The sequence below is a fragment of the Enterococcus rotai genome, assembly GCF_001465345.1.
GTDB classification, from domain to species: domain Bacteria; phylum Bacillota; class Bacilli; order Lactobacillales; family Enterococcaceae; genus Enterococcus_L; species Enterococcus_L rotai.
Genome location: NZ_CP013655.1, coordinates 3,502,921 through 3,524,037 on the forward strand (window position 1 = coordinate 3,502,921; position 21,117 = coordinate 3,524,037).

At 39.1% G+C, this 21,117-nt stretch carries 22 protein-coding genes; all 22 read right to left on the bottom strand.

Features of this window, described 5'->3' with window-relative positions; translation table 11 throughout:
• Positions 1–15: 15 nt before the first annotated feature.
• The 22 genes from gltA to arcC all read right to left on the bottom strand — a co-directional run bounded on the left by gltA (position 16) and on the right by arcC (position 20,946).
• Positions 16–1,443: an NADPH-dependent glutamate synthase gene (gene gltA, locus ATZ35_RS15640; protein WP_208928053.1), complete on the bottom strand. Its 1,428-nt coding sequence runs from the start codon at positions 1,441–1,443 to the stop codon at positions 16–18.
• Positions 1,436–2,275 carry a sulfide/dihydroorotate dehydrogenase-like FAD/NAD-binding protein gene (locus tag ATZ35_RS15645; RefSeq protein WP_208928054.1) on the bottom strand — a complete coding sequence of 280 codons (840 nt, stop codon included), beginning with the start codon at positions 2,273–2,275 and terminating at the stop codon, positions 1,436–1,438. Before ATZ35_RS15645 ends, gltA begins: the two co-directional genes overlap by 8 nt.
• Positions 2,276–2,339: 64 nt before the next feature.
• Positions 2,340–2,783 carry a flavodoxin gene (locus ATZ35_RS15650; RefSeq protein ID WP_208928055.1) on the bottom strand — a complete coding sequence of 148 codons (444 nt, stop codon included), beginning with the start codon at positions 2,781–2,783 and terminating at the stop codon, positions 2,340–2,342.
• Positions 2,784–3,079: 296 nt separating this feature from the next.
• Positions 3,080–3,910, bottom strand: coding sequence for a selenium-dependent molybdenum cofactor biosynthesis protein YqeB (gene yqeB / locus ATZ35_RS15655; protein WP_208928056.1), 831 nt, complete (start codon positions 3,908–3,910; stop codon positions 3,080–3,082).
• Entirely contained in the window at positions 3,898–4,629 is a 732-nt protein-coding gene (gene yqeC, locus ATZ35_RS15660; RefSeq protein WP_208928057.1) for a selenium cofactor biosynthesis protein YqeC, read from the bottom strand. Before yqeC ends, yqeB begins: the two co-directional genes overlap by 13 nt.
• The gene (locus ATZ35_RS15665; RefSeq protein ID WP_208928058.1) at positions 4,617–4,874 is read right to left on the bottom strand and encodes a putative Se/S carrier protein; all 258 of its coding nucleotides are present in this window, start codon (positions 4,872–4,874) and stop codon (positions 4,617–4,619) included. Before ATZ35_RS15665 ends, yqeC begins: the two co-directional genes overlap by 13 nt.
• A gap of 15 nt (positions 4,875–4,889) precedes the next feature.
• Complete coding sequence (gene yedF, locus ATZ35_RS15670; protein ID WP_208928059.1) at positions 4,890–5,480, bottom strand: sulfurtransferase-like selenium metabolism protein YedF; 591 nt, start codon at positions 5,478–5,480, stop codon at positions 4,890–4,892.
• Positions 5,481–5,496: 16 nt separating this feature from the next.
• Positions 5,497–6,519: a selenide, water dikinase SelD gene (gene selD, locus ATZ35_RS15675; RefSeq protein WP_208928060.1), complete on the bottom strand. Its 1,023-nt coding sequence runs from the start codon at positions 6,517–6,519 to the stop codon at positions 5,497–5,499.
• A gap of 18 nt (positions 6,520–6,537) precedes the next feature.
• Entirely contained in the window at positions 6,538–7,689 is a 1,152-nt protein-coding gene (gene sclA, locus ATZ35_RS15680; protein ID WP_208928061.1) for a selenocysteine lyase SclA, read from the bottom strand.
• Between the two features lie 4 nt (positions 7,690–7,693).
• Positions 7,694–8,290 carry an NTP transferase domain-containing protein gene (locus ATZ35_RS15685; RefSeq protein WP_208928062.1) on the bottom strand — a complete coding sequence of 199 codons (597 nt, stop codon included), beginning with the start codon at positions 8,288–8,290 and terminating at the stop codon, positions 7,694–7,696.
• Positions 8,291–8,412: 122 nt separating this feature from the next.
• Positions 8,413–10,989 (bottom strand): selenium-dependent xanthine dehydrogenase, encoded by a 2,577-nt coding sequence (gene xdh, locus ATZ35_RS15690; RefSeq protein WP_208928063.1) that lies wholly within the window; start codon positions 10,987–10,989, stop codon positions 8,413–8,415.
• A gap of 109 nt (positions 10,990–11,098) precedes the next feature.
• On the bottom strand, positions 11,099–11,851 hold the full coding sequence (locus tag ATZ35_RS15695) for an acyl-CoA dehydratase activase (RefSeq protein ID WP_208928064.1): 753 nt from the start codon (positions 11,849–11,851) through the stop codon (positions 11,099–11,101).
• Entirely contained in the window at positions 11,848–13,017 is a 1,170-nt protein-coding gene (locus ATZ35_RS15700; protein WP_208928065.1) for a double-cubane-cluster-containing anaerobic reductase, read from the bottom strand. The genes ATZ35_RS15695 and ATZ35_RS15700 overlap by 4 nt, the downstream gene beginning before the upstream one ends.
• 26 nt (positions 13,018–13,043) lie before the next feature.
• Positions 13,044–14,156 carry an ABC transporter substrate-binding protein gene (locus tag ATZ35_RS15705; protein WP_208928066.1) on the bottom strand — a complete coding sequence of 371 codons (1,113 nt, stop codon included), beginning with the start codon at positions 14,154–14,156 and terminating at the stop codon, positions 13,044–13,046.
• Positions 14,157–14,186: 30 nt separating this feature from the next.
• The gene (locus ATZ35_RS15710) at positions 14,187–14,954 is read right to left on the bottom strand and encodes an ABC transporter ATP-binding protein (RefSeq protein ID WP_208928067.1); all 768 of its coding nucleotides are present in this window, start codon (positions 14,952–14,954) and stop codon (positions 14,187–14,189) included.
• A gap of 12 nt (positions 14,955–14,966) precedes the next feature.
• On the bottom strand, positions 14,967–15,998 hold the full coding sequence (locus tag ATZ35_RS15715; RefSeq protein WP_208928068.1) for a FecCD family ABC transporter permease: 1,032 nt from the start codon (positions 15,996–15,998) through the stop codon (positions 14,967–14,969).
• A 24-nt stretch (positions 15,999–16,022) separates the two neighbouring features.
• A complete protein-coding gene (gene xdhC, locus ATZ35_RS15720) occupies positions 16,023–17,042 on the bottom strand; it encodes a xanthine dehydrogenase accessory protein XdhC (protein ID WP_208928069.1) in 1,020 nt (339 codons plus the stop codon).
• On the bottom strand, positions 17,039–17,425 hold the full coding sequence (locus tag ATZ35_RS15725) for a winged helix-turn-helix domain-containing protein (RefSeq protein ID WP_086279064.1): 387 nt from the start codon (positions 17,423–17,425) through the stop codon (positions 17,039–17,041). Before ATZ35_RS15725 ends, xdhC begins: the two co-directional genes overlap by 4 nt.
• Before the next feature lie 52 nt (positions 17,426–17,477).
• A complete protein-coding gene (locus tag ATZ35_RS15730; protein ID WP_208928070.1) occupies positions 17,478–18,065 on the bottom strand; it encodes a nucleoside-triphosphatase in 588 nt (195 codons plus the stop codon).
• A 107-nt stretch (positions 18,066–18,172) separates the two neighbouring features.
• A complete protein-coding gene (locus ATZ35_RS15735; protein WP_208928071.1) occupies positions 18,173–19,492 on the bottom strand; it encodes a nucleobase:cation symporter-2 family protein in 1,320 nt (439 codons plus the stop codon).
• 100 nt (positions 19,493–19,592) lie between these two features.
• The gene (locus ATZ35_RS15740) at positions 19,593–19,973 is read right to left on the bottom strand and encodes a RidA family protein (RefSeq protein WP_208928072.1); all 381 of its coding nucleotides are present in this window, start codon (positions 19,971–19,973) and stop codon (positions 19,593–19,595) included.
• A gap of 34 nt (positions 19,974–20,007) precedes the next feature.
• A complete protein-coding gene (arcC, locus tag ATZ35_RS15745; RefSeq protein ID WP_208928073.1) occupies positions 20,008–20,946 on the bottom strand; it encodes a carbamate kinase in 939 nt (312 codons plus the stop codon).
• Positions 20,947–21,117 lie beyond the last annotated feature (171 nt).

Consider the following 21,117-nt stretch of genomic DNA (forward strand, 5'->3'; position numbering starts at 1 on the left):
ACCTTTTATCTTTCCTCAAACTTTTGTTGTTACGGGCGTTTTCTTTTTTTCTCGTACATACTTGTCGATTTCTACAGCAGCAACTTTTCCAGCACCCATGGCTAAAATCACTGTTGCTGCACCTGTAACAATATCTCCGCCGGCAAAGACGCCGGGAATCGATGTTGCTCCCGTTTTTGGATCCGCCTCAATGTAACCCCATTTTGTTAATGTAAGTTCTGGGAAAGTGGATAATAAGACTTTATTGGACCCTTGACCGATTGCTTCGATCACTGTGTCAGCTTCGATAATAAACTCACTATTTTTGATTGGAACAGGGCGACGTCTTCCAGACTCATCTGGTTCACCAAGTTCCATTTTGACGCATTTCACACCAGTTAAATCACCGGTACCATTATTTATATATTCGATAGGGTTGGTCAACCAATGATACATAATATCTTCCTCAACAGAGTGGTGATATTCTTCAATACGTGCTGGCAGCTCCTCCAGTGATCTGCGGTAGACAATGCTGACATGTTCAGCACCTAAACGTTTAGCTGAGCGTGCGGCATCCATCGCTACATTCCCACCACCGATCACGACAACATTTTTCGATTGTTTCATCGGTGTATCATATTTGGGAAATTCATAGCTATGCATCAAATTGATCCGTGTTAAATATTCGCTAGAAGAATAGACGCCATTTAGCGCTGTACCCGGAATTCCCATAAAATTAGGTGCTCCTGCACCAACAGAAATATAACAAGCATCAAAATCGTTCATGATCTCATCCATCGTGATCGTTTTTCCAACGACAATATTTGTCTCGATCGTTACACCTAACGCTTCAATACTTTCAATCTCTTTTTTTACGATTCTTTTAGGTAATCTAAATTCTGGAATACCATACGTCAAGACACCGCCAGAATCATGTAGTGCTTCATAAACAATGACCTCATAGTTCATTTTGGCTAAATCTCCTGCAACCGTTAAGCCCGATGGACCAGAGCCGATCACAGCGATTCGCCCGATTTTTGGTTGATCACTTTGAACCTGTTTAGAAAAATCTTGGTTTTCTAAAGCCCAGTCAGCAACCAAACGTTCAAGTTTGCCAATTGCGACTGGTTCAAAATTTTTCGCCATCCCTAATTTACAAACTTGCTCACATTGTTTTTCCTGAGGGCAAACTCGACCGCAAATAGCTGGAAGATTTGTATATTTTCCTAATACATCAGCGGCTTCTTGCATATGACCTTCTTTGATTGCAAGGATAAATCCAGGAATATCGATCATCACAGGACAACTGGTGATACAAGGGGCATTTTTACATTGTAAACACCTAATTGCTTCTGCTTGTCCTTCTTCGATTGTATAGCCTAAACAAACTTCAGAGAAATTTGTTTTGCGAAGAGCAGGATCTTGTTCAGTAATGGGTGTTTTTGTTCTGCTTCTTCTAGCCATGATTTCCCACCTGCGCTTTTTGGTAATCTGTTAAACTATTTTCTTCCTCAGTCTTATATTGTTTCATACGACTGATAAACTCTTCCCAATTGACCTCAGTTCCTTTAAATTCTGGACCGTCAACACAAGCAAATTTAATACTTCCATCGATCGTTACCCGGCAACCACCACACATACCTGTTCCATCGATCATGATTGGGTTTAATGAAACGTAAATCGGTAATTCGTGATTTGTGGCAGTCATCGTACAAAATTTCATCATGATGCTAGGACCAATCGCCCAGCTACAATTGACTGTTTCTCTAGCAATCACTTGTTCCATTGCTTCAGTTACGAGTCCTTTCATACCAAGCGTGCCGTCATCTGTTGTAATGATCAACTCATCGGAATATTCACGACACTCGTCTTGAAGAATCACTAATTCTGCTGTTTTGGCACCAAGAATCGTAATAACTCGATTCCCCGCTTTTTTCAATTCTTTAACAATTGGAAAAATTGCAGCGATACCAACCCCACCGCCTACGATCATTACGGTCCCGTAATTTTTTATTTCGGTCGGCATGCCAAGTGGTCCTGTCAAATCTAAAATAGCATCGCCAACCTTTAGAGTACCAAGTTCAGCAGTTGTTTTACCGATTACTTGAAACACCAAACGAATACTGCCGCTAGAAGGGTCTGTATCTGCAATCGTCAAAGGAATCCGTTCGCCAACTTCATTGATACGGAGAATGACAAATTGCCCTGGTTGTGCTTTTGCTGCGATTCGAGGAGCTTCGATCCAAAAATCATATTCATTTTTGGAAATATGAACCTTTTTGGTTATCTTATACATATGGATTACCGTTAATGAATAGCCTCATTCATTTTTCCTTCTTTCATATGATATCTGCTTATCTCTATAACCCAGCCGTTAGTTCCTGAACGAATTTTTTTAATGCTTCAACATCTTCATCTTCTGCATTATTTTCAATTTCAACTGTTTCGGCAACTTTTTTTGCACCAGATTTTTCTAAAGCCGCTACAAAATCATGGGCTGATTTGCAGAACAAATCACCATACTCACGATCTCCAGAACCAACAACGCCAAAAATTTTTCCAGTTAAATCCTTTTCCTCCAAGTCATCATAGAAATCCTCAAATTCAAATGGCAATTCACCATCGCCATAAGTATAAGTAGCAAGCACGCAAGCATCTGCATCATCAAAAAAGTCAACATCTACTTCTGAACACTCTTCTCTTTCTACATCAAATCCCGCTTCTTGTACGGTACTTTCTATGATTTCTGAAATCTCCTCGGTGTTTCCTGTCATGCTCGCATAAATGATTTTAACCAATGCCATATTTACTCATCCTCTCAACTTTTTTACATAATATTTTAAAGTATAAAAAGATTGATTTGTAACCCTTTTCATTCTTCTCATACTTAATATCAATAAAACTACGCATCTGTCTTACCTGTTAAGGATCTCTTAATACAAATTACCTTTTTCACATATTAAAAAAATCGCTAAAACGCTTTCTTTTTTTAATTCAAAATCATGTAAAAACTTCACTTATACTATAACATAAACTACCACTTTAAAACAATATTTTTTAGGTAAAAAAAATAATTTTTAGCAAGTCGGTTTCATCCGTGCTAAAACAAGTTTTTTTCACGTCCCAACCAAAGAACTGCTTCCAAAACTGCACCACCTAACGCTCGTGCTTTATCTGATATCGTAAAGCAATCTACTTGGTCAATAGGACGAGGATCGACATCGCCACATTTTAGTCCCGTTTGACAGGATACTTGATCTGAAATCATCCCTCTCAGAACACCATCTAATGGTGATTGTACAGCTACTTTTCCAACATAAAAAAGTACTTCGCCTTTTTTTACGACATCACCGAGTTTTTTTATGTGTTTGACAGCTCCTGAGGCTGGCGAATGGATGACGCGTTCCGTACTCTTTCCACCAATTTCACCTGGTGTACCAGTATTCGGGATAGCACGCCCTTCAAAATACAAGCGTCCTAAATAATGTCCTCTCATCGTTTCAACTACAACATCAACCTCTTCTGATGCTGAAAAACCTGGTCCTAAAGCAATTGTTATCGGCGCCATTGTTCTGTTCGTTCCTAAATTTTTTTTAGCTAAAATTGCATCTACCAAAACGGTTGGTTGTAACTCAGATAATGAACTTGCTGTGGGATCAACCAGCATAGGGATCTGCCCGTCAGCCCAGATTGTAGAACATTCCGAGACATCAGCTACTAAAATGGCTTCTAGGTCTTCTACCTGCTGCTTTCCTTGGAAAATAGCCGTACACAAGGCCACAGTACGGCGGATTGCTAAAGGTTTGGCTGTTTCTAAAATGACGACTTTAAAACCGGCATGAACTAATTTTTGAATCACGCCTGTTGCCAAATCGCCACCACCTCTTACAGCTATGATTGTTTCAGAAATCGATTGTTTTATTTTTCCCATAAGACAATGCCTTCTTTCGATTGAATATTGCAGGCAATCACTTTACTCAAGCGTTTTAACAACATTTGTGGTAATAAGGATAAGACTTTTTTCGCCTGCTTTAATTGGGTTGGTGTTTCCACCTGATTGATACAAAGAATCCGTTGTCCCTGACTTTTCTCCCATAAACCTGTGGGACTAGTAATGATTTCAGCTAATGTTTCTTCATGGATTTTTGCGCCTTGAGTTGCCCCTGTAGCACGCAGAAAAAGCGGCAAACGATGGATCGTTCTGTCATCAATAGCTTTTCCCACAACAGAGATGGGGACCAAACCGATCGTAACAGTTGTTTCAGGCACCACAACAGGCTCAAAGGTTTCCCAGCCTTTTAAGGGTAATTGCTTGGAACCATCCGCCTCTAAAAATACCTTGTCAAAATGCTCAAGTGATTGTTGGAAGACAGCATGAGGCAATGCACTCAATTTATGACCATCGGCAGCCAAACAACCTGCTAATGTGATTCCATGTCCATCTTTACCTAGTGTTGAAAAGTCTTCACTATAAAAATAATCATACGATCGTTCAACTGGATAACCAATTTTCGTCGTTGTGCTGACTAAAATAGTTTGATCACGATAATACTCAGCAAGATACCACATCAAGCTTGTTTTTCCACCACTGCCGATCAATGAAATGACTTGTTGGCCTTGAAAATCAAAACAGTCGCTCAAGGTTTCCATGGGACATACTTCCTTTCATTGTTGTTTCCTTCAATTATAAATATCCCTTCGATCGGTATCTTAGCATTCGTTAAATGCACTCGCCCTTGTTCAAAATCTTCTCTCGCCAATCTTAAACAAATGCCACAAAAATCACCTAAGCTTGTCGGCAGTGCCATAACTGAAACAGGTATTTTTTTATTAAGTAAGATTTTTTCACTATGAACCGCATAATGGGTATTTTGAAACGTGAAAAGATACTCCATTTTTCCACCTCGTTTTTAGAAATTGATGACTTTTTTTGCCTGCGCCATTACTTCTGTAATCCCATACATATTTGTGATTTCACCGACCGCTAACGTTTCTTTGATTTGGTAAAAATCTAAACAGGCGCCACATGTACTGATCTGTGTGCCTTTATCTACTAATAATTTTAAGTCATTCAACGTATTGGAGCCTTGATTCGTCAAAAATGCCCCACTATTAAAGAACAAGAGATGCTCTGGTGGTGTATCTAGTTCAGTCAAAGAATAAATATAACTTTTTAATAGCATTGCTCCTAAATCTGGATCACCGTCCCCCATAGTTTTACGTCCAAACGCAACGACTAATTCACTATCTGATGCTGTTTGATTTAATTGATCTTGATTTTTTGGAACGACAATTTCAACTGTGAATTCATCGTTTTTAAGTGCTTGGCTAGTTGTTTTAAGCCCCAATCCCGTAGCCATTTTCTCGATATTTTTCACAGAAACTTCATTATCCACGGTAATCTCAATAAGGCCACCATCATTTTTGATTTCCCGAATTGCTTTTTTTGCTTCAATCACTGGAATTGGACAGGGTTTGCCTAAAGCATTGATTTTTTTCATTGCTGCTCCTTCTTTCTCATACAATAATAATCGACTGATCTGATTCTTTCTGGCAAACTTCCCCGATAATCGCCGCTACTGGATCATCTTTTTGGATTGCTGCAAGACATTCCACAGCCTTATTTGCAGCGACACTGATTAGTAATCCGCCTGAGGTCTGAGGATCAAATAAAATCTCCTGAAATGCTGGCGTAGTGTTGGTCAAATCAATTTTAGTTTCCAAAAATTGACGATTTCTTTGTCCGGCCGCTGTTGCTAAAAACTCTTCTGCATAATGATAGGCGTGCGGTAAAAGTGGTAATTGTTCTGGATCAATCACAAGCGTCACATCTGCCCCCGCCATTTCAGATGCATGCACTAATAAGCCAAAACCGGTCACATCTGTACACGCATGAACAGGAAAATCACGCATCTTTTCAGCCGCATATTTATTTAGTCGTTCCATCGAAGCGATTGCTGCCTTTTCTGATGTTTTACACGCTACTCCTCCTCTAACAGCAGATTGAACTAGTCCCACCCCCAAGGCTTTGGTAAGAATCAAAATATCGCCGACTTTTGGCGTATTATTATGAATGATTTTTTTTGGGTCCACTTGTCCTGTAACGGCTAATCCATATTTAGGTTCATGATCATAAATCGAATGCCCTCCAGCCAGTGAAGCCTGTGCTTCTTTTAATTTCTCAGCACCGCCAATCAGGATTTCCGAAAGCTTTTGTTTTGCCATTTTCTCTGGAAAACAAACTAAGTTCAATGCAAACAACACTTCTCCTCCCATTGCGTAAACATCGCTCAGTGCATTTGCTGCGGCAATCCTGCCAAAAGTGCGGGGATCTTCGACCATCGGTGAAAAAAAATCCACTGTTGATATCAGTGCAAGATCTTCTGATACTTGATAAACCGCTGCATCATCAGATGCATTAAAATCGACTAGTAACTTTTCATCAGAGAATTTGGGCACGCCTCCTAAAAAACCAGCTAATTCATTTGGTCCGATCTTTGCACCACATCCACCTGACGTACATTGTGATAAAAAATCCATCGTCTTTCTCCTTCATCTCTATTCTGACAAAATTTCCTTTAAGGCTTTTAAAGTGTACTCGATTTCATCTAGGGTCGTATTCCACCCAAAACTAAAACGAACTGCTCCGGTTTTTAGCGTTCCAGCAGTTTGGTGTGCCAACGGAGAACAATGTAATCCCGATCGTGTGACAATCTGATAGCGATCAAATAATTGCTGAGAAAGTTCTCCAGAATCAACCCTTGCTGACCTGATTGAAACAACGGGTACCCTTTGATTTGCTTCTGTACATCCTAAAATTGTTACAGGTAATTTTTTTAATCCCGTCAAAAATCGCGCGGTCAAGGCGCGCTCATGATCTGCGATTTTGTTTAGTCCAAGTGCTTTTATCGATTCAAGTGAACTCCTCAAACTTAAAATTCCTAACATATTTTGTGTGCCCGGTTCAAATTTATCTGGTAAAAAATCAGGCTGCGCAAGTGATAATGAGGCACTGCCTGTACCACCACTCATCCATGGCTTGATTTTGTGCTCCATATTTTGTGCTAGAGCAAATCCCCCAATGCCAGAAAGCCCCATTAGACTCTTGTGTCCTGTAAATGCCAAAACATCGATCAACATCTCCTCTATATCAATTGCTAAAAAACCCGCAGTTTGTGCACTATCTAAAACTGTGAGGATACCGTGTGCTTTTGCAATTTCAAAGCATTCTTTCACAGGTAAAATCGTCCCTAATACGTTGGATGCGTGTGTCATCACTATGACTTTTGTTTCCGGACGAATCAGTGATTCAATTATCTCTGGATCAAGTCTGCCATCTGATTTACAAGGAATACGTGTCACTGAAATATTCTGTCGTTGCTCTAACAGGTACAACGGTCTAGTCACGGCGTTATGTTCTACTTCAGTTGTTAAGACATGATCCCCTGGTTTTAACAGACCATTTAGCACCATATTTAGTGAAGTCGTTGCATTTGCCGTAAAAATAATATGTGCTGGATCAGGTGCATGGAAAAATTCCGCCAACAATTGGCGAGCCTCAAAAACCACTTCAAGTTCATCGATATTTTGTGAACCACGATTCGTATTTATATTATTATTTTTTTCTAAGTATTGACATAATGATTGAATGGTCGCTTCAAATTTGTGATTTGAAGTGGCTGCATGATTTAGATACACAGATTGTTTCATCTTTCTATCCCTTCCTACCGTGACAAACGCTTTGATTGATTAAGGTCTGATATTCTGCTGGCGTATCGATATCGACCAAACATTCAGGCCTATCTACACGAATTTTTCGCCAAGCTTCTGGATGATTATTCCGAACAACTCGCCCACCAGAACCCCCTGTTACCTTTAGTAATTCAGAACGAAATGCTTCACCAAAAAACATAGGACTACATGGTGCTTCCCTTTGATCAATTGGAAAAACGATGCTTTCTTTAGAGTATGCTGAAAAAAGGGATTCAAGCAACGCTTGCGTTAATCGTGGTTGATCGACCGTTAAATAAAGATAGCCTTCTCCAGTAGCCGCTTTTGTTCCTAAACGAACGCTTGCACTTTGCCCTTTCTGCGCTTCTGTATTCTGAACGACCTTTAGATTAGTCGGTAGCTTTAATCCCAGCAAGTTTTCAGGTGAAATAACTAAAATCCGTTCAAAAAAAGGCATTTTTTTAGTGAGGTTTAACGTCCGCTCCAAAAAAGTCTCCCCTTGATAATCAAGAAAGAGTTTATTCGTTCCCATTCGTACAGAACATCCTGAAGCCATAATGATTGCACTTACTTTCAGCATTGGTTTACTCCTTTTGATTTCATCGATCATTAAAAACAAAAACGCACCCAATTGTCTTTATCGGATGCGTTTTTTGCGCCTTTGTGTATCGTTTTTTTACAGCACCTCACAGAATCATTCAGTTATTTCTTTTTCTTTTGATAAAAGGTATCTTCCATAGGTAATGTGGGTCTTAGTTTTCCATCAAGTGCATAGTAAGCACCGGCCAAAGCTGGTGCTGTCGGGATCGTCGCTAATTCTCCCACACCTTTGATTCCATAAGCCAAGCCATCATGAATATTGTCCGCTTGAACTAAAATTGTTTCGATTGGTGGCACTTGAGCAGCATTTAGCAAGCCTAGCGTAGCGTATTTTGCTTTGACATAACCATCTTCCATGACAAATTTCTCGGTCAAAGCGTAACCCATCCCCATTACGATCCCACCTTCGATTTGCCCTTCTGCTGCCTTAGGATTGACGACTTGCCCCATATCATATGCTGCCACAAATTTTTCGACTTTGCCTTTTTCATCTAGAATCGCAACTTCTGCTGCATAACCATAGCCAGCATGACTAACAGGACTCTTCTTATCGTTAATCAAAGGATCTGTTTTAGCTGAATATTCTCCATAAAACTCTTGTCCTTCTAAATCAGACAACGCACGCCCCATATCAAGTTCATAGCGTAGTTGCATCGCTGCTCTTCTGGTTGCTTCACCTGTAAATAAGGATTGGCGAGAGGCTGTTGTTGTACCGGAATCTGGCGTTCGCCGCGTATCTGGTGCTTCGGCAATAATCATTTCTGGCGGTAGATCCAAGGTTTCACACGCAACTTGTGTTGTCACGGTCGCCATCCCTTGCCCAATACATGCCGCACTAGTTCTAACATGAACCTTACCGTCTTCAACTGAAACAATGCAACGACCAACATCTGATAATCCAACACCGATCCCGCTATTTTTAAAGAAACAAGAAATCCCAGCAATTTCAGCATTTTCATAGGCATCCTTAACAGCCAATAACGTTTCTTTCAATGCGGCATTTTTTGAAACCAATTGACCATTTGGTAAAGAATCTCCAGGTTCTACTGCATTTTTATAGCGAATAGCCCATTGAGAAATACCGACTTTTTCGGCTAAAAGATTAAGATTATTTTCAATTGCAAAAGCTGTTTGGCAAACCCCAAACCCTCTGAAGGCACCAGCTGGTGGATTGTTTGTATACACTGCATACCCTTCGACATCGATGTCTTGGTATTTATAAGGACCTGCCGCATGTGTGCATGCTCGTTGAAGAACAGGACCACCTAAAGAAGCATAGGCTCCCGTATCTGCATATATGACAGCTTTCATAGCCGTTAGATTTCCTTGTGCATCACAACCTGTCGTGAAGTCCATCTCCATGCCATGACGTTTTGGATGGATCATTAAGCTTTCTTGTCGGCTAAGTAAAACTTTGACTGGTTTTTGTAAACACCAAGCCGCAAGAGCAGCATGATGCTGCACACTCATATCTTCTTTTCCGCCAAAACCGCCGCCGACTAATTTCGCTTGGACATGAATATTCTCCTTTTTCACCCCTAACATACGAGCAACTTCTCGTTGTTCATCATAGATACTTTGACCTGCACTATACAGTAAAATACCGTCCTCACCTTCAGGCATTGCAATGGCACATTCAGGTTCCATAAATGCATGCTCATTGATCGGAACTGAATAATGTTGGGTTACAACATATCCAGATGCCGCCAACTGCTCATCCGCATTACCTCGAATAAGATGTTCATGAGATAAAATATTGCCTTTTTCATGAATCAACGGTGCATCTTCTACTAATGCGGCCTCACATGAAGTTATTGGTGTCAGTTCTTCATAGGTAACTTCTACTAATTCTTTGATTTCTTCCAAAGCTTCTCTTGTTGTAGAAACAACCAAGGCCACTGCATCCCCAACATAACGCGTAGTATCCCCAACTGATATCATAACGTCCCAATCAGAAATAAATTCTAAATGACCGATTTTATTGTTTCCAGGAACATCTTTTGCTGTCAGCACTGATACACATTCTGGATGTTCAACGGCTTTACTCGTGTCGATTTTCAACACTTTCGCTCTTGGATAGGCACTGCGGACAGCCGATGCATGAAGCATTCCTTCAATTGTGATGTCATCTACATATTGTCCTGTTCCTAAGGTTTTTTCAACAGCATCTACTCGTTTGAAGTCTTCTCCTAACTTTCCATTTGACGGCTCTTCTGGAATGCTCAATTTTTCACGAAACATTTTAGCTGCTAGTTGAATTGCTTCAACAATTTTGACATACCCTGTACAACGGCAGATGTTCCCACGAATCGCTTTGCGAACGTCTTCATCACTAGGTTCTGTTTTTTTGTTCAATAATCCGTGAGCTGAAATAACAATACCAGGAATACAATAACCGCATTGAACAGCGCCAGTCTTAGCAAAAGCATAGGCATAAACATCTTTTTGATGTTGGTCCAATCCTTCGATCGTGACAATTTCTTTTCCATCTACCTTTTCTAAGCTAAATAAACACGCTTTGGAAACCCTTCCATTTACTAATACTGAACAAGCACCACAAGAACCTTGATTACAACCATCTTTTGTCCCAGTCAACCTTAAATCTTCACGAAGAAAGTCCATTAACTTTTTATTCGTGTCACAGGTCTCTGTCTTACCATTTACAACGAATGAATACATTTTTTCTTTACACCTCAATTTCTGTTATAATTATAGCTTTTTATCACTATGATTATACCATAAAACTTTAGTCTAAAAATTATTATTTAGCAAAAAAAATATTTTTTATTCACTTTTGTTGAATACCGATCAATGCAGCCCCAATCGAGCCTGCATATTGAGATAGTTCTTGATCATAGTATACTTCTTTTTGAGTATATTCAGCAACTAAATCTACAACTTTCTTACTATGAGACAAACCGCCAGAAAAAAAAATCGGACCTTGATCAGGATTGATCTGTCGATGTTGATTACTAATACGAGCTGCGATCGAATGCAAGACTCCTAAAGCGATATTTTCTCTTTTTTCGCCTTTTCCAATCAAGCTAATGACTTCTGATTCTGCGAATACGGTGCACATACTATTGATTTTTACTGGTTCAGCTAAGGCCACAAAGGGATCAATCAGATCGATGCTTTCCCCTAATGTCCGCATCAGTACTTCAACAAAGCGTCCTGTTCCAGCGGCACATTTATCATTCATGTTAAAATCTAAGACATGCCCGTCAGTGTTCATTCTGATCACCTTACTATCTTGCCCACCGATATCGATCACATTTTGAATTCCAGGACTTAGATAGGATGCCCCTTTAGCATGACAAGTGATTTCCGTAACTGCTTTATCAGCTTTTAACAGTTTGCGACCATAGCCTGTTGTAATCAATTTACAGGGTTCATTTCCACTTAGTTTTGTCACAACTTCTGCAGCTGCTCGTTTAGGGTCACCTGAAGTTAGTACCAAGTATTTTTTCACCAGATTGTTTTGTTCAAAAAGAACGCCTTTCGTTGTCGTCGATCCACTATCAAGACCAATTACTTTCATGATGAGCGTGCCTCTAACATTTCGATAAAAGCTGTCACTCGCGTATTGATTTGCTCGATATCTGCTGTAGAATAGTCTGTTTCTAAATATAAATACGGTACATTTTTTTCAGATTGGCAAAAACGCCGAACCTTCAATGCTTCGATCGAATATGGATGGCAGGATTGTAGCACCATATCTAAAACCCCATCCACTTGATAGTCATCGATCATTTGGCTTAATAAATCAAAGCGACTGGTATTATTAGACATACAGGCACACCCAATATCGATATATTTCTCTGCTAGGGCTTCATAAACGTCTTCATTCTCTTCATCGACTAGCCGTTCAACAGCCTTAGCTACTGTACAATTTTCAAATCCTACGATGGTTCCACCATTTTCTTCGACTGCACGAATCACTTTTTCCGTTACACCCCCCATTGGTGAACCAGTGATTAAAATTCTAGGTTTTCCATTTGGCTGATGGTTTTCGGGATATTGTGCGATGATTTTTGCAGTTGTATCCTCTAATTTTTGGATCAGACTTTCCTTTTCAAAAGTATAATTTGCGCCATACATCACTTTAAAAATTTCTGAGCCTTCAATTGCAGGCGGATTTAGTTTCCCCAGTCCATAAAACTTTTTTCTAGCTGCTCGTTCTCTATTTTTTAGACGAACCGCTTCTTGAATGCGTTCTTCTGTGATCTCCACATCAAGAAATGACTCTAATTTTTCTTTAAAGCGAATGATTTCATCTTTCCATAAGCCAAACGCTGCCTCTGAATTTCGTGCGTTTGGTAAATTCATTAAATACAGTGGTTTGAATTCTTCCATGTATTCATACATTTTTTTCTTTCCATCACAAGTTGTTTCCCCTACAACTAAATCGGAAAAATAGAAAAATGGGCATTTATCCGTTTTCCCAAAACCATAACTGGATTTGATCAACGGACAAAGATTTCTAGGTAGATCCTCTTCTGCAGCTGAAATCGTTTCATCTGATGTCGAACAGAGGCTGATTTGGACAGCATCAGCTGCTAAGACGATTTCTTCTGGCATGAAAGTACAATACACACCAACAACCGGTACTCCTTGTTCTTTTAGTTCTTTTACTTGAATAAAACCTTGACGTCTAGCATCATCGAACTCCGCAACTATTTCTGGTAATTCTGTTTTGATTTGCATAAAATCCCTCCCAGTACTTTGTCTCTTTATTGTGCATTTGTCAGAATCATTTTGACTTGTTCTGCTGTCGGTTCAACATGGTAGAATAGCTTGTAAAACTCGTTAACGGTCTCTTCCATATTTAGTTTGTATTGTTCAGGGTAAACTAACGCCCCCAACCACTGAATGCCAATGATCCGATTGACAGACGGCGGTGAACTAATGAAGTTATAGGGTGCAGTTGGTACTTGATAAACCTTGCCTGCTTTGACCGCTGTTAATTCTTGCCAAGACTCATCCGTTTTGATTTGATCATAGACAGCTTTTGTCTCAGCTAAAATATAATCTGGTTGCCATTGAATTAGCTGTTCCATCGAAATAACGGTTCCGCCACCTTTTGACACAACATCAACACCTGTTGCCGCATTTTTTGCGCCAATCTCATCAATTACTTGAGCATGAAATGACCCTTCAGCATTTGTGTTTAGTCCAGCATTTCCGGCTGCATAATAGATACTTTTTTGCTCTGATTCTTTTAGTGAAGAACGAACACTATCAGCTTTTTCTATAACCTGTTGACAATAGGAAGCAAGTTTTTCTGTTGTTTGTGTGTTTCCTAATAATTCACCTAATTTCTGGTAGGTTTCTGGCATATTTTTTAAATTTGCTTCAATGAAAAGCGTGGGAATATTGATTTGCTCTTGCAATTTATCCATATCTTCTTTGACTGTTTTTTTTGCCTCACCGATATCGATAATGACATCTGGTTCAGCAGCACTCAAAGCTTCCATATTTAAGCTAGCATTTTTTCCGTAAAATTGTCCAAATTCTGGTAATTTCTGATATTTTTTATCAATAAATTCTTTCGCTTCTGACGAAAAAGGGCTGGCTAAACCAACAAGTAAATCAGGGGAGCTAGTATACAATACAATTTGAGCCAGTGGTCCAGAAGGGGCTATTTTATTGATCTGTGTTGGGATGATTACCTCACGCCCAGCAGAATCAACAAAAGTGCGTGTCCCATCTGACTGTTTGTTTTCGGAACGAATAGCTGTTTGCGTTTTTTCAGTTTCATTGGCTTTTTTTTCGTTAGTAGTGCAACCAATCGTTGTAACTAGTGCTAATCCTAATACTAAAAGCAAATTTATCTTTCTTTTCATTAAAATTCTATCCTTTCTATTTCAATCGATTTATTTTTTTGTTGGCAAACAGATTCTTTTTTCAGTTGAAGCTATTGTATGTACAGTGATCGGTACACGATAAATGGCCTCTAACTGTTGGCTCGTTAAAATCGTTTTGGGTATTCCTTGTAATAGTTGACCCTCTTGTAAAACTAAGACATAGTCAGCATATTGAAGTGCGTGATTGGGATCATGGGTCGATTGAATAATCAAATAACCTTGCGTTGCTAGTGTTTGAATCATTTCTAAGACCATTATCTGATTGCCGTAATCAAGATTAGCACAAGGCTCATCCATAATAATGATTTTACTCTGCTGAGCCACTGAACGAGCAATGATCACAAGTTGTTGCTCTCCTCCACTTATTTCTGAAAAAATACGATTCTTTAAATGCGTGATATTGAGTGCGACTAAGGCCGCTTCTGCCAACTCATTTTCAGCTGTTCCAGGTTGCTGATAATTTTTTAATCTAGCAGTTGTGCCCATTAAGACCATTTCAAATACAGTAAAATGAAAAATACCTCGTTGTTTTTGCGGAATATATGAAATCAACTGAGAAAGCTCGTTTCTTGAGCACTGTTGAATCGAACGATCATTGATTTTAACACTTCCCAAACTTGGCTCCAACACTCTTAGCAAACATTTAAATAACGTACTTTTCCCCACACCATTTTTTCCTAATAAACAAACTGATTGTCCATAATCTAAAGTAAATGAAATGTCGTTCAATATTTTTTGCTGTTTATAGGCAAATGCTAAATCAATAACTTCAAGCATTGAAATTCCTCCTCACTGTCTAACTGAACGATTATTTTTAGCAATCAATAAAAGAAAAATCGGTGCACCGATAAATGAAGTTAAAATTCCGATCGGTATCTCACTAGTTGTAATCAAGCGTGAAAAATCATCTACAAATAACAGAAAAGTACCGCCTAATATAGCAGTCATCGGAATACTATAGCGATAATCATTGCCAACTAACATCCTTGAAAAATGCGGTACAACCAACCCTACCCAACCAATCAGTCCGCTAACCGATACTGCACTTGCTGTAATCAAGGTCGCAGCCAGAATCAAAATCACGCGTAAAACACGACTGTTTACTCCTAAACTCAACGCTTCTTCTTCTCCCAGAGAAATCACATTTAAGCGCCAGCGTAATAAAAAAATGGGCATCATTCCTACTAAAATCAAAGGGGCAGCAAATACAACATTTTGCTTATTGATCGAAGATAAGCTGCCCATTAACCAATAGGTTATTGCCGGTAAAGTATTTGTCGGATCCCCTACCAATTTCAAAAAGGAAACAGCTGAAGAAAAAAGTGAGCCAATCATCATACCAATCAAAACCATGTTTAAAACCGAATCAGTGCGCAAAAAACGACTCATTAAAAGAACCGCACCTACAGCTAATAATCCAAAAATGAAAGACAACGAAATCACCTGTTCATAGGTCAATGAAAAAAACAATCCTATAGCCGCACCAAAAGCAGCACCTTGTGAAGCACCTAAAATATCTTGTGAGACCATTGGATTTTGAAACAAAGCTTGATAAGTTGCCCCAGCTACAGAAATACCGCCACCGATCACCACTGCCATAATAATTCTAGGAAAACGAATCTTAAACAAAATCGTCTCAACTTGACTGCTCCAAGTTTGCTCTAAAGGGATTATTTTATTCAAAACAACCTTAAAAAAATCGTCCATCGCAATCGGAAACTTCCCTAAAAAAAAGGAAATTATAAAGACCAGTAGAAAAAGCAAGAAGGAAGCTAAAAGAATGATTTTTTTCTGTTTCGTTGTCGACTGTTTGTTTTCCACTAAATTCACCCCTATTGTTGACCGCTATCCCTTTGGTCTTTCCGCCCTTTTTTCAATCAACTCACCGGCAACACTAATTGCCAGTTCAGCGGGTGTCTCTGATTTTATTTTTAGGCCGATCGGCATATTGATTCGTTCAATGTCTTCCATTGAAAAGCCGCTTTCTTTTAATTTTTTGACTTGGACCGCGATCTTTTGCTTACTGCCCATGACACCGATGTAATGTGCTGGTGTTTCTAATAACTGTTTCGCTATTAGAAAATCAAATTGATGGCCTCGTGTCATCACGATGGCATAATCTGCCTCTGTAATTTGGATCGATGCGTCAATATTACTCAAATCAACGACCATTCGCTGATCGGCATCTGGAAAAACTGCTTCGGTTAAAAATTGTTCCCGATCATCTAAAACAACACAATAAAAATCTATTGTTTTTAAAATAGGAAGCAACGCCTGAGCAACATGACCACTACCAAAAACGTAAACTTTTCCAAGTTGTAGCAATGCTTCCACTGAATAAATCCGTTCATTCAATTTTACTTCTGATAAACCAGATTTAAACTTCTCTTCTTTTAATTTAGCTGGTATATTTCCGATTAATCCTGTTTCTACGCTATACACCCCAAAACCATTTTCTCTTTCAGCATTGATTTCAGTGATCAGCCAACATTGCTGATTACGGTTAAAATGCTGGATAACTTCTTCGCAAATAGCTTGAACAGAAGCATTTTGCCAACTAAGATATTGAAAAAACAGCGCCACATTACCACCACAAATCATACCCAGATCTACAACATCATTTGGTGCTAAAATAAAGGTTTCTGCTCGAGATCGTTGTGCTTTCAGAACCTCTTTCGCAATTTTTTCTGCGCGAAACTCTACTGCACCACCGCCAATCGTGCCATTTATCCGACCAGATTTATCAACTAGCATACGAGCACCAGCGGCTCTAGGTGTCGATCCTGAACTTTCAGTAACCGTAACTAAAACCGTATCTTCTCTTTGTTTGATTGCTTCATTTATTCGTAGAAAAAGTTCTTTCATTCTCTTTCCTCCAACTCTACTGATTCTAAATCTAATTCATCACTAAAAATCTCTGCAAAATATTGATTGGTGATTTGATACGTTTTCTTTTGAAAAAGCAAAAACTTTGCTGTTAATTTTTTTCCTTGGCTCGTTACGGTGGAACCGCCGCCGTTATTCCCACCTACACTTTTATTGACTAGCGGATAGCCTAGTTCTTCCTCAGCTTTTTGGATCATCCGCCAAGCTTTGTTATAAGACATTCGCATCTGTTTAGCGGCAGTATTTAGTGAACCTGTTTGAGAAATCCGTTGGAGTAGTTCAACGACGCCAGGTCCAAAAAAAATGCGATTTGTCCGTAATTTCAAATTGAGCGTATAATTAAAGGCTTCTTGCTCCTTCATTACAAAACCTCCTTTCGTTATACTCTAAAAAGATAACGACCATCAAAAAAAATTATCTCTTTAAAAATTCAGACAGTTGCTTTTTGATTTCAGCAAAATTATGCTCATTTAATGCTAAAATCTGCCCTTCATTTTTGAGAATAGTTTGTTTTAGCTGTGCTCGTTGTCTTCCTATCTCTAACGCTTCAACTGTATGCTTCTTTTGTCTTTGATAATTTATGTCTGACTTAAATACCCCAACTATTTTTTGCGGTTGTTGTAGCGTTGTTAAAAGCTCGTTTGTGAACTTTTGTGATAGTAATTCGATCCCTCCGATTTCATCTAATAAAATAAAATCAGTTGGATTGGTTTTCGCTTCTTCCAATAAAGCCATACCCCATGTTTCAAACACTTGCAGATTTCTTATTCGTTTGCCGCTTTCAGTTTGAATAAAACAATGTTCATCAATCGGCTCTAAATTGGCTTCTTTTTGAAGTAATTCTTTTGCAGCCCTCAGTTCAAACCCAACAATCTGACCTTGTTCATCCATTCTGCGTTTCACATAAAAACCACTGATGGCTTTCCCAACAGCTCTGATTACCTCTTGTAATAATGTGGACTTGCCGACGAATTTGTCTCCTTCTAGAAAAAAATTCTTCATTCTGCATTTTCCTTTACTAAATCGATGCCTTCATAAAAACAATGCAAAAGACAAATTAAGTTATTCATTTATCTTTTGCATCTTTTTTAAGGAGAAAATCTTCATTGTTATTCGATTGCTAGCTGCTTTTCCTCTTTAAGTAAAACATTTAAAATAACTGCAACAATCGTTGTCAAAATAACTTCTGAGTTACCAAAAATAGTCGTTACCCAAGGTGGAAATCCACTTAAACAACCAACTGATAATGTTACTCCGATACCAAAAGCTAACGCAATTCCCACAACTCCCGTATTTCTAGGAGTTAATTCTTGCGTTGCGATCATCCGAACGCCAGTCATTGAAATTGATGCAAACACAGAGACCGTTGCACCGCCAATCACAGCATAAGGAATTGTCGTCAAAATCGATGCAACTTTTGGAACAAAACCTGCCACCAGCAAAATAACAGAGGCAAAAACCATGACATATTTATTGATTACTCTCGTCACCGTAACTAACCCTACATTTTGACCAAATGTTGCAACAGGTACAGAACCAAAGAAGCTTCCTATAAAATTGGAGAAACCGCTTCCTATAATCCCGCCAGAAAGTTCCTGATCCGTTGGTTCCCGATCCATTGCTCCAACTGTTGTGGCAGTGAACTGCCCGATTGCTTGAACGGCATCAACGATAAACATCACTACTAAAGTTAAAATCGGTACGATTTGAAAGTCTAAACCAAAGTATAACGGAGTGATCATTTGAAAAACAGAAGCTTCCTTGACTGGAGCAAAATTGACCATTCCTAAAATCAATGAAACAACATACCCAATGATCATCCCATTTAGAATAGAGGATAGCTTAAGAAACCCTTTTGAAAAATAGTTAAAATAAAAAACTACTGCAAAAGTTAGTAATGCCACTAGCCAATTTTGAGCTGAGCCAAAATCTGGGCTGCCAGCTCCCCCAGCCATGTATTTGATTGCAACTGGAAATAGCGATAATCCAATACTCAAGATGACCGTACCAGTAACGAGCGGCGGAAACAATATTCGGATCTTTTTGATAGAGAGTCCAACTAAAATAACTAAAATACTGCCAACCAACTGAGCACCAAAAATTGCGGCAATCCCAAAGTCTCCACCAATGGCCATTAAAATCGGTACATAAGCAAAACTCGCACCCATCATAACAGGTAACCTAGAGCCGACTTTTCCAAAAATCGGAAAAAGCTGAATCAGAGTTGCTACGGCAGAGAAAATCAGTGACGTTTGAATCATGATCGTCGTATCTCCAGAACTTAGATTGCAGACTTTAGCAATCATAATTCCAGGTGTGACGATCCCAACAACTGCTGCTACTACGTGCTGTAAGCCCATTGGAACAGCTTCTTTGATCGATAACTTGGCATCATAATCAAACAATGCCTTTTCTTCTTTTTCACTCATAGGCAAGTTTCCTTCTTTACTTTTTATTTTAAAAAGGACTGCACTTATCCGAGTATTGAAATCCGCAACCCTTTTTCTTGAATCAGAAACTTCTCAGAAATTAATTTTTAACGGCAATTGCTTCGACTTCAAAAAGTCCATTCTTAGGTAATTCGCATACTTCTACACAAGAACGGGCAGGAAGTGTTTTTGAGAAGTATTTACCATAAATGTCATTGATTTTGGCAAAATCTGACATATTTTTTAGAAATACGGTTGTTTTTACAACATTATCATAAGTCATATCTGTTTCTTTTAAGATGGCCCCTAAATTGATCAATGCTTGTTCTGCTTGCTGCTCAACAGTTTCTTTCATTTCACCACTAACAGGATCTAATCCCAATTGGCCAGAGATATACTGTGTCTGTCCCGCTAAAACTGAGTGGGAATAAGGTCCTACAGCTGCTGGTGCATTTGTTGAATTTACCATTTTGTTTGTCATCAACTCACTCCTTCTCCTACGTATTTTGCTTCATTTATTGCTCAATGATCGTACCCGTTTTCCCAACGATTCCATCTTTGGCTTTTTCTAATAAGGTAATCAATGTTTTACGACCCGGTTTTGATTCAGCAAATTGGATTGCCGCTTCTACTTTCGGTAACATTGAACCTGGTGCAAACTGTCCGTCTGCTGCATGCTTTTTCATTTCGCTTGTAGATACTTGACTCAATTCCTTTTGTGTTGGTTTTCCAAAATCGATACAAACTTTTTCTACGGCTGTCAAAATGATCAGTAGATCAGCATCTACCATTTCAGCTAATAGTTCGCTACAGAAATCTTTATCGATTACAGCTGCAGCGCCACTTAAATGATTGCCTTCTTTCACAACTGGAATACCACCACCACCACAAGCAATCACGGTTTGACCTGAATTGATCAGAGACGTGATCGTTTTGATTTCAACGATTTCTTTTGGTTTTGGTGAGGCCACAACTTGACGATAGCCTCGTCCTGAATCTTCAACGACTGTCACTTGTTTTTCTTTCACAAGTGCATCTGCTTCTTCTTTTGACATAAAGCGACCAATCGGCTTAGCAGGGTGAGCAAATGCTGGATCTTTCGGATCGACAGCTACTTGTGTGATCACAGTTCCAACCGGTTGCTCTAAGTTACGACTCAATAATTCTTCCCGTAAAGCATTTTGCAAATCATAGCCGATATAGCTTTGACTCATCGCCACACAAACGGACAGTGGGATCGTCGGGTATTTGCTTGGATCACTTAACGACAGTTCTTCCATCGCTAACTGGATCATCCCAACTTGAGGACCATTACCATGAGACAAAATCACTTCGTATCCTGCCTCGATCAAATCTGCAATGGCTTTAGATGTTTCTTTCACTGCTGTCATTTGTTCTGTTAAATTATCCCCTAATGCGTTTCCGCCAAGTGCAACTACAACTCTTTTTACCATTCAGCCATTCACCTCGTGTTCTGTTTTATAATGATTCTTTTAATTGATTATTTTAAAAGTAAGATGCTTTCTCCCAATAAATCACATCAATGATTGTTAAGTAAAAACTGAATTTTGCATGAAGTGGTCAGAATCTGTGGACAGCAGATTCATTTTAAGACAGTTTTATCC